The organism is Hymenobacter segetis (assembly GCF_054776495.1).
Genome location: NZ_BAAHBV010000002.1, coordinates 1,421,217 through 1,436,654 on the forward strand (window position 1 = coordinate 1,421,217; position 15,438 = coordinate 1,436,654).

At 62.0% G+C, this 15,438-nt stretch carries 8 protein-coding genes; 3 read left to right on the forward strand and 5 right to left on the reverse strand.

What is annotated here, in order from left to right:
* The first annotated feature begins 61 nt into the window (after nucleotides 1–61).
* From ACYU70_RS16435 to uvrB, 3 genes are all read left to right on the forward strand, one after another.
* Nucleotides 62–721, forward strand: coding sequence for an RNA polymerase sigma factor (locus tag ACYU70_RS16435; RefSeq protein ID WP_342295036.1), 660 nt, complete (start codon nucleotides 62–64; stop codon nucleotides 719–721).
* Nucleotides 711–2,459 carry a hypothetical protein gene (locus ACYU70_RS16440; protein WP_342295034.1) on the forward strand — a complete coding sequence of 583 codons (1,749 nt, stop codon included), beginning with the start codon at nucleotides 711–713 and terminating at the stop codon, nucleotides 2,457–2,459. The genes ACYU70_RS16435 and ACYU70_RS16440 overlap by 11 nt, the downstream gene beginning before the upstream one ends.
* A 159-nt stretch (nucleotides 2,460–2,618) precedes the next feature.
* Complete coding sequence (gene uvrB / locus ACYU70_RS16445; RefSeq protein WP_342295033.1) at nucleotides 2,619–4,658, forward strand: excinuclease ABC subunit UvrB; 2,040 nt, start codon at nucleotides 2,619–2,621, stop codon at nucleotides 4,656–4,658.
* 3 nt (nucleotides 4,659–4,661) lie between these two features.
* Here the strand turns inward: uvrB and ACYU70_RS16450 are convergent, their stop codons facing one another.
* The 5 genes from ACYU70_RS16450 to ACYU70_RS16470 form a co-directional block, all read right to left on the reverse strand.
* The gene (locus ACYU70_RS16450) at nucleotides 4,662–5,915 is read right to left on the reverse strand and encodes a metal-dependent hydrolase family protein (RefSeq protein ID WP_342295031.1); all 1,254 of its coding nucleotides are present in this window, start codon (nucleotides 5,913–5,915) and stop codon (nucleotides 4,662–4,664) included.
* A 225-nt stretch (nucleotides 5,916–6,140) separates the two neighbouring features.
* Nucleotides 6,141–8,540, reverse strand: coding sequence for a glycoside hydrolase family 3 C-terminal domain-containing protein (locus tag ACYU70_RS16455; protein WP_342295028.1), 2,400 nt, complete (start codon nucleotides 8,538–8,540; stop codon nucleotides 6,141–6,143).
* Nucleotides 8,541–8,573: 33 nt separating this feature from the next.
* Entirely contained in the window at nucleotides 8,574–10,643 is a 2,070-nt protein-coding gene (locus tag ACYU70_RS16460; RefSeq protein WP_342295026.1) for a glycoside hydrolase family 65 protein, read from the reverse strand.
* A 120-nt stretch (nucleotides 10,644–10,763) separates the two neighbouring features.
* A complete protein-coding gene (locus tag ACYU70_RS16465) occupies nucleotides 10,764–12,326 on the reverse strand; it encodes a RagB/SusD family nutrient uptake outer membrane protein (RefSeq protein ID WP_342295023.1) in 1,563 nt (520 codons plus the stop codon).
* 23 nt (nucleotides 12,327–12,349) lie between these two features.
* Complete coding sequence (locus ACYU70_RS16470; protein ID WP_342295021.1) at nucleotides 12,350–15,418, reverse strand: SusC/RagA family TonB-linked outer membrane protein; 3,069 nt, start codon at nucleotides 15,416–15,418, stop codon at nucleotides 12,350–12,352.
* Nucleotides 15,419–15,438: the final 20 nt, after the last annotated feature.

Below are 15,438 nucleotides of genomic sequence, written 5' to 3' on the forward strand. Positions count from 1 at the left end.
AAGCGAAAATGGACTCTTCTACCCTTCTTTCCCTGGCCGGCACGGGTTACCGGGCGCAGGCATGAGCAGCGGCGCCCTCTCCTGGTTCGCGTTCGGGGCCGATGACGTGCTGCCCGACCAGCCCGCCACGGCACCGCGCCTCACGGCCAGCCGTAGCGCGGCCGTAACCAGCCCGCCCACCGAAGCCGAGCTGATTGACGGCTGCCTGCGCGGCCGCCAGCTGGCCCAGAAGCTGCTTTATGACAAATACGCCGGCAAAATGATGGCTGTGTGCCTGCGCTATGCCCAAACCACTTTTGAGGCCGAGGACGTGTTGCAGGAAGGCTTCCTGACGGTGTTTCGCACGCTGGCCAGCTTCCGGCGCGAGTGCCCGCTGGAATTCTGGATTCGCCGTATTATGATTAACGCGGCCCTGCGCCAGCACCGTCGCAACGCCTCGCTGGTAGCAGTGAGCGACGGTGACTACCCCGAAACCCTATCCAGCGAAGAATTCACCCTCAGCAACTTCAACTTCAACGAATTGCTGGAAATGGTGCAGGAGCTGGCTCCGCGCTACCGCATGGTTTTCAACCTCTATGCTATCGAAGGCTATACCCACAAAGAAATCGGCGAATTATTAAGCATTACCGAGGGCACCAGCAAATCCCAATATTCCCGGGCCCGCGTCATCCTACAAACTAAACTGGAGCGCCTCGGTGCCCCAACCCGCCATGTCCGTTAATCCTATCGAAGACAACACTACGCCTAAAACCACCGGCAGCCTGGAGGAATTATTCCGCCACCACCTGGGCGAAGAGGCCGCCGTGCCCCCGCGCCCCATGCTGTGGGACCAGATTGATAACTCGCTGCTGATTCGGCAGAACGAAACCTACCGCCGTCGCCTCGTGGCTACGCGCTGGGTGGCGGCGGCCAGCCTGCTGCTGGCCACGCTGGCCGGCACCGGCTGGTGGGCCAACCGCGCCGATATGCTTGGCGGTGCCGAAATGGCTACGAACAGCCGGCCAGCGGCGACGGGCACTCGGATGGGCCGCACCAACATTCCGGCCACGCTGGGCATGAAAGACGTAGCGGGACCGTCCGATGCGTCGCTGGCGGCTAACGGCTCGGCAGTTGGTACTAGGGGTGCGGCTTTGTCGGGTAAGGCTTCTATTAATAACAGCACCGCAACGAATAACAACTCCACAATTACATCATCAGGTAATCAGGGCTTTGCTACTGCGGACCGGGCGGCCGTAGCTGCGGCTACTCAAAGCCAGTACACCGGTTTCGGTTCGGCTTCAACGGCCCGCTATTCAGCTGGCAAAAATTCAGCGGCTGAATCCGCTTTGCAGCCTGGCGTTGCTTCGGCAAGCCGCACGGTAGCCGCTACTGTAGCAGTAGCCGCTGGCGAAACCTCCGTTGTGGCCACCAACCAAGTGGCAGCCCAGGCACAGTCCGAAGAATCGACCTCAAATCAGAATTCCGGCCGGATGCTGGCAGCGGCTGACGTAGCGGGCACGGCTGCGGCCGGCGCTTCGGCGGTTGCGGGCGGCAGTTCGGCTGGCACAATGGGCAGCGGTGTAGCAGCTACGACTTCGCTGGCCGCTACCACCGCTTCGGCAGCCACAGTTGCTCCCGAGGAAGTGAGCCTGCTGGCTGCCCGTCAAACTTCACTGAGTTTGGCCAACGCCACCACGTTGCCCAACGGCTTAGCCACGGTGCCGGTTGAAGAACTGCCCGCCATTGATGCACACCGCTGGCATTACGGGGCCAGCTACACGGCCGGCGTATTCAACCCTAACGTTAATTTCTCGCGGGCCGGCATCGAGCCAGAGTTCGATTATGACCGGGGTCCCGCCTTCGGCACGGACTCCCCGAAGCTTACCGAAGTAGCCGCTACCGAATACCGCAACAACCTGCGGCCGGGCCTGAGCCAGCGCATCGCGCTGCTGGCCACGCGCCACCTGCGCGGCCATTGGTCGCTGAGCACCGGGGCCGAATTCAGCCAGGCCACGGCACAGTCGGCGTCCTCGTCGTCCTTCGTGGGCGAGCAGTTGTTCGACCTGGGCCAGGGCAGCAAACACACGCTGCACACCACCAATTTCCGCTACAGCATGGCCAGCATTCCGCTGGAAGTGCGCTATTCTAACCCCGTGAAGCGCGGCTGGAGCATCTACGGCCGCCTGGGCGGTGTAGTAACGGCCCTGCTGGGTGTGCGCAGCGATGTAGAAGGCGACCCGGAAGCCACCCGCACCTATTCCATCGCCTCCACGGGCGGGCCTTACCGCCGCGTGATGGGCAGCCTGCGCGGCGCGGCGGGCACGCAGTTCCGCACCAGCACGGGCAAATGGGCCTTCACGATGGGACCAGTTGCTGAAATCGGTCTGGTGGCGCTGAATGCCCACCCGGTACAAAGCTATTTGGCCCAGAGCCACCCATATAGCTTCGGTATAGAGGCAGGCGTGGAGTTTGGACGGTAGAGCCGCTTGAAGGAAGAAAAGACCGTCATGCAGAGCGCAGCGAAGCATGACGGTCGTGTTTTCTCAAGCCTCCCCTGCCCTTTTCCAAATGCCGCGAAACCCATTCCCCGGCATTTGGGTTAAGGTAGGCTGACCATTTCGGCCTACCTTTCGCGTTGCATGGAGTACCAACTGACCTCAGAATTTAAGCCCACCGGCGACCAACCCACCGCCATCGCCAAGCTGGTGGAAGGCGTGAACAACGGCGAGCACGCCCAGGTACTGCTGGGCGCCACCGGCACCGGCAAAACCTTCACCATGGCCAACGTCATTGCCCAGACGGGCAAGCCGGCGCTGGTGCTCTGCCACAACAAAACCCTCGCGGCGCAGCTCTATGGCGAGTTCAAGGCGTTTTTTCCGAACAACGCCGTCGAGTACTACATCAGCTACTACGACTACTACCAGCCGGAAGCCTACATCGCCAGCACCGACGTTTTCATCGAGAAAGACCTGGCCATCAACCAGGAAATCGAGAAGCTGCGGCTGCACACCACTTCCACCCTGCTCAGCGGGCGGCGCGATGTGATTGTAATTGCCTCAGTGTCGTGCATCTACGGCATCGGCAACCCCGAGGAATTCGCCAAAAACGTCATTTTCCTGAAGCCGGGCATGCGCTACACGCGCAATAACCTGCTCTATCAGTTCGTACAGATTCTGTACTCGCGCACCGAGGTGGAGTTCACGCGTGGCTCGTTTCGGGTGAAGGGCGATACCGTGGACGTGTTTCCTGCCTATGCGGACTACGCCGTGCGCATCTACTTTTTCGGCGATGAGATTGAGTCGGTGCACAAGATTGACCCTATCAGCGGCAAGAAACTGAGCGATGAGGCCAACGGCATCGCGCTATACCCGGCCAACCTGTTCGTGACCGGCAAAGACACCCTGAACTCGGCCATCAAGCAGATTCAGGATGACATGGTGCAGCAGCACGCCTACTTCGAGAAGGAAGGGCGCGACTCGGAAGCCAAGCGCATCATGGAGCGTACGGAGTTCGATTTGGAGATGATTCGGGAGCTGGGCTACTGCTCGGGCATCGAGAACTACTCGCGCTACTTTGATGGGCGCACGCCGGGCTCGCGGCCGTTCTGTTTGCTCGATTATTTCCCCAAAGACTACCTGCTGGTAGTGGACGAAAGCCACGCCACCATGCCCCAAATCCGGGCCATGTGGGGCGGCGACCGCAGCCGCAAAACGGCGCTGATTGAGTACGGCTTCCGCCTGCCCTCGGCCCTGGACAACCGGCCGCTGACCTTCAATGAGTTCGAGAGCATGTTCCAACAGGCGGTGTATGTATCGGCCACGCCGTCGGACTATGAGCTGACCCAGGCCGATGGCGTGGTAGTGGAACAGATTATCCGCCCCACGGGCCTGCTCGACCCCGAAATTGACCTCCGCCCCAGCATCAACCAGATTGACGACCTGCTGGACGAAGTGGACAACCGCGTGAAAATGGGCGACCGCGTGCTCGTGACCACCCTCACCAAGCGCATGGCCGAGGAGCTGAGCAAGTACATGGACCGCCTCGGCATCAAGGTGGAATACGTGCACTCCGACGTGAAAACGCTGGACCGCGTGGAAATTCTGCGCAAGCTGCGGCTGGGCGAAATCGATGTATTGATTGGCGTGAACCTGCTGCGCGAAGGTCTAGACTTGCCTGAGGTGAGCCTCGTGGCCATTCTTGATGCCGATAAGGAAGGCTTCCTGCGCGACCAGCGCAGCCTGATTCAGACCATGGGCCGGGCCGCGCGAAACGACCGGGGCAAGGTAATTATGTACGCCGACCGCATGACCGGCTCCATGCAGCGGGCCATTGATGAGACGAACCGCCGCCGCGCCACGCAGGCGGCTTACAATGAGGAGCACGGCATCACGCCGCGCACCGTGCGCAAGAGCCACGCCGAAATCATGGGCCAGACCGATTTGGCCGACTACCGCGTGCTCGATACCCTGCCCTACGCCGACACGGACGGCGGGGCCGCCCTGGCCATGGCTGCCGAGCCGGTGATAGCCATGATGACCCGGCCCGAGTTGGAAAAGCTCATCAAAACCACCGAAAAGCAGATGGAAGCCGCCGCCAAGGACCTCGACTTCCTCACGGCCGCCAAGCTGCGCGACGAGCTGGCCGCGCTGAAAACCATGCTGAAAGGAAAACGGGAATAGCCGCTAAGGCTGCCGGTAGAGTACGCCACCCTTCATCACCAAGCGGATTTGGCGGAGGGCGGCCACGTCCTGCGTGGGGTCGCCGGCCACGGCCACGAGGTCGGCCAGCAGGCCGGGGCGGATTTGGCCCCGGTCGGCGAGGTGGAAGATTTGGGCGTTGCCGCTGGTGGCCTGGCGTAGCACCTGTAGCGGCGTGAGGCCGTAGTCGCGCACCAGCAGCTCAGCTTCGCGGATGTTGTCGCCGTGGGCGAATACGCCGACATCGCCGCCTTGGGCCAGCGTCACGCCGGCTTTGAGGGCGGCGGCCATACTCGCGTGCTTTTGCTGGATGCGGGGCGGGGCCGGGTCGGTGCCCTTGTGCCAGCCTTTGTATTGGGCGGTGGCATCGGAGGCGGCCACGGTGGGGCACAGGGCCACGCCGCGCTTTTTCATCAGGGCGAAGATTTCGGGGGTGCCATAGTCGCCGTGCTCGATGGTTTCGACGCCGGCCAGGATGGCGCGGCGCATACCCTCGGGGGTGCTGGCGTGGGCCACCACGCCCCGGCCGGTGGAGCGCGCGGTTTGCACAATCAGCGTCAGTTCCTCCTGCGAAAACGTGGGCTGGGCCGAGCCGTCGGGCCCCCAGCGGTAGTCGGCATACACCTTGATAATATCGGCCCCTTTGCCAATCTGCTCGCGTACGGCCCGGATGATGCCGTCGACACCATCGGCTTCCTGCGCGCCCTGGGGCACATTTTCATCTACCGAAAGCTTGGGGCCGTAGCTGCCCGTAGCCACCAGTGCCCGCGTGACTACCAGCAGGCGCGGCCCGGGAATGATGCCCTGATTAATGGCTTGCTTGATGCCCACATCGGCGAAGCCTGCGCCCTCAGTGCCAAGGTCGCGGGCGGTGGTGAAGCCGGCCAGCAGCGTACGCTGGGCGTGCACCGTGGCCCGCGTCACCCGCAGCGCCTGCGACTCCAGTAGCACCTGGTTGTCCCAAGTAGTTTCGTTGTAGGGGTGCAGCAGCAGGTGCGAATGGCCTTCAATAAGGCCGGGCAGCAACGTGAGGCCGGGTAGCTCCAAGGTGCGAGCGTTTGACGGCACCGCTACTTTAGCGGCTGGGCCGGCAGCCGTGATTTTGTCGTTTTCGACCAGCACGACCCAGCCTGAGTGCATTTCCTGGCCATCGAACACGGCGGCGGGGCGCAACAGTGTGGCGGCTGATGCGGGCGTCACCGCCTGCGCTTGGGCAGTTTTGGGCAGAAAGGCCAGCATCAGAAGCCCGCCCAACATCGCATAGCGGAAGCGCCGAAAGCGACGAGCGCGGCCCGATTGACCCGCAGGAAAGTCAGAATATCGCATAAATAATCAAGGCCGCCCCCGCTGGTACGGGGGCGGCCTTGCGAAGCTACTCCGCGCACGCGGCTTATATTGTGCTGCGCTGGCCGCAGGTTAGCGCGCAACGTGCTAACCTGCGGCCAGCGCGAGTAGGCAAGCTTGTTATTTACTGGCCGTGGGTGGCGCCATTTCCGTCACCGGGGCCTGCGGGGCCAGCAAATGGCGGCTTTTAGCCACCACCACCGGCTTACCCACCTGGAAGGTGGCGCGCTGCTTCACGTCTACTGATGAGGCGGCGGCCTGCACGGTGTAGGTTCCGGCATCCGTCACCCAGGCCGAGGCGGCAGTGTCGTAGGAAGCCAGGTCGGCGGCGGTGAGGGTGAAGCTGAGCGTCTGCGCCTTGCCGGGCGCGAGCAGGGAGGTTTTGGCGAAGGCTTTCAACTCGCTTACGGGCTTAGCGAGCTTGCCTTTGGGGGCGCTTACGTAAAGCTGCACCACTTCACGGCCCGCCGTTTTGCCGGTATTGGTGACGGTGAGCGTGGCCGTGAGCTTGTCGTTGAGCGCGGACGCGCTGAGTTTCAGCGGGCCATAGGCGAAGGTGGTGTAGCTCAGGCCGTGGCCGAAGGCATAGGCCGGCTGTTTCTGGAAAGTATTGAAGTAGCGGTAGCCCACGTAGATACCCTCGGAATACGTGTTTTCCGATTCCTGGCCGCCCAACGAATTAGCTGGCGCGGCTGCGCCGGCCTTCACTTTGCCCGGGAAATCCTGGCTATATGGGATGTCGGTGTAGGCCATCGGAAACGTGGTGGCCAGCTTGCCCGAGGGGTTGGTTTGGCCGCTCAGCACGTCGGCCACGGCGTGGCCGCCCTCCTGGCCGGGCTGCCAGGCCAGCAGAATGGCATCGGCCTGGTTGCGCCAGCTGGCGGTTTCCACTACGCCGCCTACGTTCAGCACCACCACCACTTTCTTGCCCAGGGTATGGAAAGCTGTGGCAACTTGTTGAAGCATGGCCTTTTCATCGGCCCTTAGCGTGAAATCGTCGGTCACTTTACGGTCCCCACCTTCGCCCGCGCTCCGGCCGAGGGTGACAATTGCTACATCGACCGCCTGGGCCTGCTGTTGCAGCGTAGCCGCATCCAGCCCCATTTCCGCAATAACCGGGACGGGTTCGAAGAAGGTCTTTTTCGGGGGAATCTTGGCTTTTTCGGCCCGCAGGTATTGCGTGTAGGCTTGGCTAATGGGAGAACTGACGGAAAACCCAGCCTTACTCAAGCCCTGCTCAATGGAGATGGTGTAGGCGCGGTTCACGTCGCCGCTGCCAGTGCCACCGGCAATGAGGTTGTAGGACGTGTTGCCGAACAGGGCCAACTTCTGGCCAGCGGCCAGCGGCAGCGCCAGGGCTTCGTTGCGCAGCAGCACCATGCTTTCGGCGGCGGCCTGGCGGGCCACGGCGGCATCGGCGGGCAGCGCGGGGCGGCTGGTGTAGCTGTTGCCGAGGAAGGTGGGTGACTTGAGCACCAGTTCCAGCACGCGGGTCACGTTGGCATCGAGCTGTGCGGGCGTGAGCTGGCCGCTTTTGGCCGCCGCCAGCAGGGCCTGCGTCTGGGCCGTGGTGCCGGGCATGAGCAGGTCGTTGCCCGCTTTTAGCTGGGCTACCGGGTTCTGGCCGCCGTACCAATCGGTCATTACCAAGCCTTTGAAGCCCCACTCCTGCCGCAGCAGCGCCGTGAGCAATTCGTGACTCTGGGATGTGTAAGTGCCGTTCACGAGATTATAGCTCGACATCACCGTCCAGGGCTGGGCCTTGCGCACGGCAATCTGGAAGCCTTTGAGGTAGATTTCCCGCAACGCCCGCTCGCTCACCTGCGAGTTCATTTTCATGCGGTTGAACTCTTGGTTATTGACCGCGAAGTGCTTGATGGACGTGCCCACGCCGTTCGACTCGACGCCATTCACGAAAGCCGCCGCGATGTTGCCGGTCACCACCGGGTCTTCGGAATAATACTCGAAGTTGCGCCCACCCAGCGGGTTACGGTGGATATTCATACCCGGGGCCAACAGCACATCAATGCCAAAGGCCCGCACCTCGCTCCCAAACGCCACGCCCACTTTGTACACCAGTTCGGTGTCCCAACTCGACGCCAGCAACGTGGCCACCGGGAAGGCCGTAGCGTAATAGGTTCGGGTACTGTCGCCGCCCCGAATGGGGGCAATACGCACACCCGCCGGCCCATCGGAAAGCGTGAGCGACGGGATGCCGAGCCGGGCAATGGCGTGGGTACGGCCGGCCGCGCCGGGCACTTTCTCGGGCACCTTGCGGTCGGCAGGGTCAGAGGGCGGCAGGATGCCTTCGGGGAAGCCGGCGGGATAGAAGCCCATGCCCACCACCAGCTTTACCTTTTCCTCAGTGGTGAGGGCGGCCAGGATTTCCTTCAGCGGAGCCTTACCCAGCTGCGGCGCGAGAGCCTGCGCGGAGGCAGCTTGGTTGCCGAGCAGAGCCAGCAAAACCACCATCGAAAACTTGCCGCTAAGGCGGCCATACGCGTGATACAGGTTGCTCATAAATCCAGAATTTACTAATTGACAATCAATTTTTTATCGACTCACAGAGTACGTGCGGCGTTGCGGCCCCACGCCCGTAATCTTCACCGATTGCCAGCCGGTGGGCAGCGTGGATTTGCGCTGCGCAATGCCGGCCGGCGTGATATCCAAGCCGCCAAAGCCCATGAGCACGGCTTGCAGCACCCCGCCCGCTCCCGTGGCGAAGTAAGGATTGGTGCCGCCCTTGGTTTCGGCGATGACGCGGAAGGGCGGCAGCAGGTTAGGCTCGTAAGCATCTTTAAACCAGAGCTTGGCCTTATCAGCATTGCCCAGGCGGGCGTAGAGGAGAGCGAAAATGCCCTGCGTCATGGCCGGGGTGCCTTCGTTGGGTACGCGGGTTTCGTAGTAGCTGAGGTCTTTTTTGATTTGGGCGGGGTCGGTGATGACGTTCAGCGGGTAGGCCAGCAGGTTCACGTCGCCCTGCTTGATGCCTTCGCCGTGGTAGGTGGCGTGCTCCTGAGTCACGCCGTCGGCCATTTTCAGGATGGGAATGTTCTGGGCTACCAGCGCCCAGTCGGGGTTGGCGCGCAGGCCGAGTAGCTTGGCGGCGACGGCGGCGTTTTGCAGGTTGACTTTGGCGGCGGCGTTGGTGAAGGCGTCGTTGTCCACGTTTTCAGCCCACTCATCCGAAGCCACCACGTTCTTGATATCGTAGTGGCCGGGGCCGTTGCGCTCCACCCGACTGGCCCAGAAGTCGGCGGTGGCCGAGAGCATCGGCCAACCTTTTTCGCGCAGCCAGTCTTTGTCCTGCGTCACGCAGTAGTATTGCCAGGCGGCCAGGGCCACGCAGGCCGAAATATGGTGCTCGAAGGGGCCGCTCAGCGCCCACACCGGCGTTTCCTCCACGCCCGAGTCGGCGCTTTCCCAGGGGTACATGGCCCCCTGGTAGCCGTGGGCGAAGGCGTTGCGTCGGGCCGGCTCCAGCCGGCGGAAGCGGTATTCGACCAGCGACTTAGCAATTTCGGGGTGCAGCACCAGCAGCGCCGGGAACATCCACAGGTCGGCATCCCAGAACACGTGGCCGTTGTAGCCCAAGCCTGAAAGGCCCATCGGAGAGGGCGAATAATCGGTGCCGGCCCGCGAAAAGCTGTAGAGGTGGTAGAGCATGCTGTGCACGTCCTGCTGCGCTTGCGCATCGCCGCCAATCTGGATGTCGCTCTGCCACAGGTCCTGCCAGGCTTTGGCGTGGAAGGCCAGCAGCCGCTCCCGGCCTTCGAGGCGGGCGAAGATGGTCATGCGCTCGGCCTCATTCAGCGGGTCGGGGTGGTGGGCCGAGGTGATGGCCGAGCCCGCCACGGCGTAGCCGTAGGTCTGCCCGGCTTTCAGGGCTTTGCTGAACTTCATCAGGTGCTCGCCATTGTCCCACATCTCGTGGATGACGCGCGGCTCCAGCCCCTGCCCTTCCGTGAACAAAAACGTGGTGGACGCGCACAGCAGCAGCTTGCCCGTCGGGCTTTTGGCTGAGGACGTGAGAAGTCGCACAGTGGCGTGCGGCCGGTCGATTTCGTTGTAGTAATTCTGCACGTCGCGCAGGGCGTCGGGCGTGTCCATCACGCTGGCGGCGGTCAGGGCAATGTCTTTTTTGGCCACGATGGACACGTCCAGCAGCACCGTGTAGGGCAGGTGGCGTAGCGCATAAGTGGTGTAGCTGATGGTGGCCTTGTCCTGGTAGTCGAAGGTGGTGGTGAGGGTGGCTTTCTGCATGTCCAGTTCCTGCCGGAAGTGGCTGGCATCGGCGGCACCCAGGCGGCGGCCGTCGATTTCCATGTACATATTCAGCAGGTTGATGCCGTTGAGGAAATTGCTCACCCGGCCCCGGCCGTACTGGTCGTAGGCCCCGGCCAGCACCACGTTCTTCACCTTAAAGGGCTCGGGCGACGACACCACGCCCATGATGCCATTGGCCACCGTCACACCGTAGTAGTTGGCCGGGTCCACCTTGTCGGCAACGATGCGCCAGGGGTCGGGCGTTTGGGCGGCGGCGGGAAGCTGGGCGGCGGCTATAAACAGCAACGCCACCGCGCAACGGAATGGACGCAGCCAGTTGGATTCAGAAATCACCATGTTAAAAATGCCAGAGAAGTAATGAGGTGGAATAAAAAAGGGTAAGCACAGGCTTACCCTTTTTTACAATTCCTGGCGGTGGCTTGCTGTTGCCAGCTCGCCTGCCTCCGCAGTTATCCCTTAGTAGCCCGGGTTCTGCACCAAGTTGGGGCTCACCGCAAGCTGCTGGTTCGGGATGGGGAAGATGAGGTAGTGGGCATCTGTGCTGGTGGGGCCTTCCTGCAATGGCCCCAGGAACTTGCCGAAGCGCACCATGTCCTGCCGCCGCCACAGCTCCAGATACAGCTCGCGGCCCCGCTCGTCATACAGAGTATTCAGGTCCACGGTGGCCAGCGCAGTGGCCCCGCGCGAGGCATTCGTCCGGATGGAATTGACCAAGGCCAGCGGCGTGCTGCCATAAACGCCGGCCGTGGTACCGGTGCCGCCGCGCAGGATGGCTTCGGCCTTCATCAGCAACACGTCGGGCAGGCGAAAGTGTACCATGTCGTTATCGATGGCGCCGGCCGAGTTATTGGTGAAATCGGGAGGGTACTTCATCGGCCGGATGCCGGTTACTTCCAGGTTGGCACCGGTTTCGATGATGGCCACGCTTGCGGTGAACGCCAGCGGCGCACCCAGGCGGTCCTTCAGTGGTGCGTCGGTGGTCAGGTTGTACTGCTGGCCAATCAGGAAGCCCACATTCACGCGGTGGCCGGGGTTGGTCGGGCCGTTGGTGTAGGTGTAATACTGGCCCCGGCGCTTATCCACGGCCTCGTACTTGTTGTAGAAATCCGACAGCGCGCAGGGGCCGTTGTAGCCGCTGGGGGTCATGTTGTAGTGCGAGATGAAGCGCCACAAATCATACTGCGCCCCACTGCTTACGCCACCCTGGTTCAGCTCGGTGAAAATGTTTTCCGTGCCGATGTTGGAGTTGTCCGGCGCGAAGTTGTCGAAGTAGTTGGCGGCAAACCGGAAGCGGCCGCCGTTGATTACCTGGTCGGCCAGGGTAATCACCTGGTTCATGTCGGCCGCCGCGAAGGTGGGCGTCTGCCGGTTGGCATACACGCCCCGGTTGATGTAGCACTTCATGAGCAGGGTGCGGGCGGCATCCTTAGTCGCCTGCGAGGCGGGCGCATCGGGCAGGTTGGGCAGCACGGCCGTTACCTCGCTGATGATGTAGTCGAGGGCCGCGCTGCCCTTGTACACGCGCGGCGCGGCCACTACCAGCTCGCCGGGTTCGCGGTAGGGCACCTGGTCGAACAGGTCGAGCAGCCAGTACATGGCGAAGGCGCGCAGAAAGCGGGCTTCGGCCTGCTGCTGGGTATTGGCCTTGAACTTCGGCTGGAGCATGTCGGTAGCCGCAAAAACCACCCCGCTCAGGTTGTTGAACGCGTCGCGAATCTGGCCGTGGTTGGCATCCCAGGTGCGCTGGTGCAGAGAGCGCCACTGGCCGTTGTCGTCCCAGTCGCCGGCCCGGGTGGGCATCAGGCGCTCATCGGTGGTCACTTCCGAAAGCGCAAACACCTGGGTAGCGCCCTGGAAGGGGCTGCGCATGGATGAATAAACCCCATCAAGCAGCGAGGAAGCATTGCCCGAGGCTGCCTGCTCGGGTGTCAGGGTGGCATCGAGCCGCTCGGTAATCTGGCAGCTGTTGGCCAGCGGAAGCAGCGCCAGCAAGGCGGCGGTGCTGAGTATCTTTTTCATATCGATAAGGCGAGTAGGGTGGGTTACAGCGAAAAGTTGAGGCCGAACGTGAACGTGCGGGACGGTGGGAAGCCGGTGTAGTCGATGCCGACCGACGGCACCACGCCATTGGGTTTGCTGGTGTTCACTTCGGGGTCGAAGCCGTGGTACTTAGTGATGAGGAACACGTTCTGGCCCGTAGCGAAAACGCTGGCTCCTTTAACTACCTTGGCCACGTCGCCGATGGCGTACGAGAGCGTCAGGTTGGAGAGCTTCGTGTAGTTGCCGCTTTCCAGGTAGCGCGTCGAGGGCGTCACAGCGTTGGAAAGCGACTCCTTCACGCCCGACTGGTATTCGGACAGGGCAATGTTCTTGCCTGCCCGTATCTGACTCACGTTGAGCACACTGTTGAACGTGTTGTTGTAAATCACGTTGCCGTAGCTCCCGGTAAAGTTGCCCGTCAGCGTGAACTTCATGAAGCGTGCGGTGACCCCCAGGCCCAGCAGCGTGGTGGGGTTGGGGTTGCCCACGTAGCTGGCCTTCCCAAACTCGTTGTAGAGGCCGGTGGCACTGTTAATGCCGTTGTAGGTGGGCACGTAGAAGCCGTTGAGCGGCTGGCCGTTCTGAATGGTTTCGGCAAACACGTTCGACAAACCCTGCCCACTGAGGGCGCCCGTCTGAATGATGAGCGCAGCGGGCAGGCCCGATACTTCGTTCTTCACAAAGGTGGCGTTGGCATTGAAAGTCAAGCCAAAACGCTCGCTTTCAATAGCCGTAAGGCCAGCCAGCAGCTCCACTCCTTTGTTCACCACCACGCCGTCGAGGTTTCTCCACACCACGGCTCCGCCGGGGGCCGCGGGCTGCCCCGGAGGCTGCGGATACAGCAGGCCCGTGGTGCGCTTATTGAAGTAGTCGGCCGTCAGCGTCACGCGGTTGTTGAACAGGGCTACGTCAATACCGGCATTGTACTGCTCATCGGACTGCCACTTCAGGTCCGGGTTAGGGTTGGTGAGCTGGCCCAGGCCCTTGTTATCGGCCTGGAACGTGTACTGGCCCTGCGCCGAGCCGGCCGGAAACTCCTGGTTGCCGGTGCGGCCGTAGCCCACCCGCAGCTTCAGCTGGTTGATGGCCTCTACCTTAAGAAAGTCCTCCTGGCTGATATCCCAGGCCGCCGACGCGGAGGGGAAGTAGCCATAGCGGTTGTTCGAGCCGAATTTGGTGCTGCCATCTGCGCGCATGGTGGCCGTGAGCAGGTAGCGCCCTTTGTAGTTCAGCACGACACGGGCGAAGTACGATTGCAGAGTCGTTTCCGGGTCGGCAAACGATGAAATCTTGCGGCCCGAGGGGTTCGAGTACTGCAGGTAATTGGTGTAATCGAGCCCGTAGGTGCCAAAGCCGACCGGTACGGACACGCCATTCACGAGTTTCACCGGCCCCAGCCCGCTCAGGCCCGTGCCCGAGTAGAAGTATTTGTTATACTCATAGCCCAGCAGAGCCGTCAGGTTGAGGTCAGTCGCAATCTGCTTGGTAAAGTTCAGGGTTTGCGTCAGCTGCTGGGTCTGCAGCTCGGTGGTGTTCACGGACGCGTAGCCGTACTGCTGGTAGTCGCTGATGTTCAGCCGCTGGTCATAGGAGGTACGGCGGATACCGGTGCTGTAGTTCACGGCTATCAGGGCCCGATATTCCAGCCAGTCGGTGAACTTGTAGTAGGGCGACACCGAGGCCAGCGCCGTCGTCACCCGCGAGTTATCGTTGGTGTATTCCAGCATCGCCACCGGGTTGATGGTGGAGCTGCCCAGCCGCGATACCGGCTGGCCGTTGGCACTGTACAGCGAGTCGGTGGGGTTCCAGGCCAGGGCCTGCCCAATGAGGCTGCCCCGGAAGTCACCATTGTTAGTGATGGGCGCCAATTGCTCGCGAAACTGGTTGGTGGTGATGTTGATATCTACCCCCAGACGCTTGCTTTCCAAGAACTTGAGGTTGGTCGCAAAGTTGGCGGTGTACTTCTTGAAATCGGTTTTCTTGATGATACCCTGCTGGTCGAGGTAGCCAATGGAGAGGCGGTAGCGGGCATTTTCGTTGCCACCGTTCACCGACGCGTTGTAGTTCTGAACGGTACCAGTTTGCAAAATGGCACCCAATGGGTCGTTGCTCAGACCTTTGTCGTTGGTTGCGGGCGCGCCGTAGTAAGTGAGGGCCTGCCGGTACTGGCTGGCATCGAGCACGTCAATCTTGCGCAGGATTTTCGAGAAGCCGCTCGAAGCACTGAAGTCGATTTTAGCCTCGCCGATTTTACCGCGCTTGGTGGTGATGATAACCACGCCGTAAGCTCCCCGCGAGCCGTAAATGGCCGTAGCCGAGGCATCCTTCAGTACGTTAATGCTCTCAATATCGGCCGGGTTCAGGAAGTTCAACGGGTTGCTGTCGGGGCTGTCGCCGAAAGCCGTAGTCAGGCCCGGCCGCGCCGAGCGGCCGTCGAGCTGCACGCCATCCACCACGTACAGCGGCTGGCCGGTACCGGTCACGGCCGAATTGCCGCGAATTTTGATGGTAGCGGCCCCGCCGGGCTGCCCGCTGTTTTGCGTTACCTGCACGCCCGAGGTCCGACCCTGGATGAGCTGGTCGGGCGAGGTGAACGTTCCTTTGTTGAAATCCTTGGGGGTCAGGGTACTCACGGCACCCGTGAGGTCAGCTTTCTGCACCGTGCCGTAGCCCACTACCACCACATCGCCCAGCGCCTGCGCGTCGCTTTTCAGCGCCACCGATGCCGTGGATTTGCCCGTGATGTCCACCACCTGCGTGGAATAGCCCACGAACGAAAACGACAGCTTCGTAGCCGTAGCCGGCACATCGAGCTGGAAGCCGCCATCGGCCCCGCTGCTGGTACCGGTGCTGGTGCCGGGCACCAGTACTGTCACGCCGGGCAGGCCGACCCCAGATTCATCCGTCACCTTGCCCGAAATCGAACGGTTGGCCTGGGCCTGGCTCAACAGCGGAAACAAGATAAATAAGGCTCCCAACAGCAACAGCTTCAGAAGCGTTGTTGGGCCGCGGCCCGCCGGGGCGGCCGGCAGCTCCCCCGGATTATACCGTTTGTACACGTTGTTTCTCATGATTTTAAAAGTGAAATGGT

Coding starts and splice junctions, on each gene's coding strand:
- ACYU70_RS16450 (WP_342295031.1), bottom strand. CDS start 5,915: ATGCTGGCCTTTCTGCCCAAAACTGCCCAAGCGCAGGCGGTGACGCCC.
- ACYU70_RS16455 (WP_342295028.1), bottom strand. CDS start 8,540: ATGAGCAACCTGTATCACGCGTATGGCCGCCTTAGCGGCAAGTTTTCG.
- ACYU70_RS16465 (WP_342295023.1), bottom strand. CDS start 12,326: ATGAAAAAGATACTCAGCACCGCCGCCTTGCTGGCGCTGCTTCCGCTG.
- uvrB (WP_342295033.1), top strand. CDS start 2,619: ATGGAGTACCAACTGACCTCAGAATTTAAGCCCACCGGCGACCAACCC.
- ACYU70_RS16460 (WP_342295026.1), bottom strand. CDS start 10,643: ATGGTGATTTCTGAATCCAACTGGCTGCGTCCATTCCGTTGCGCGGTG.
- ACYU70_RS16435 (WP_342295036.1), top strand. CDS start 62: ATGAGCAGCGGCGCCCTCTCCTGGTTCGCGTTCGGGGCCGATGACGTG.
- ACYU70_RS16470 (WP_342295021.1), bottom strand. CDS start 15,418: ATGAGAAACAACGTGTACAAACGGTATAATCCGGGGGAGCTGCCGGCC.
- ACYU70_RS16440 (WP_342295034.1), top strand. CDS start 711: ATGTCCGTTAATCCTATCGAAGACAACACTACGCCTAAAACCACCGGC.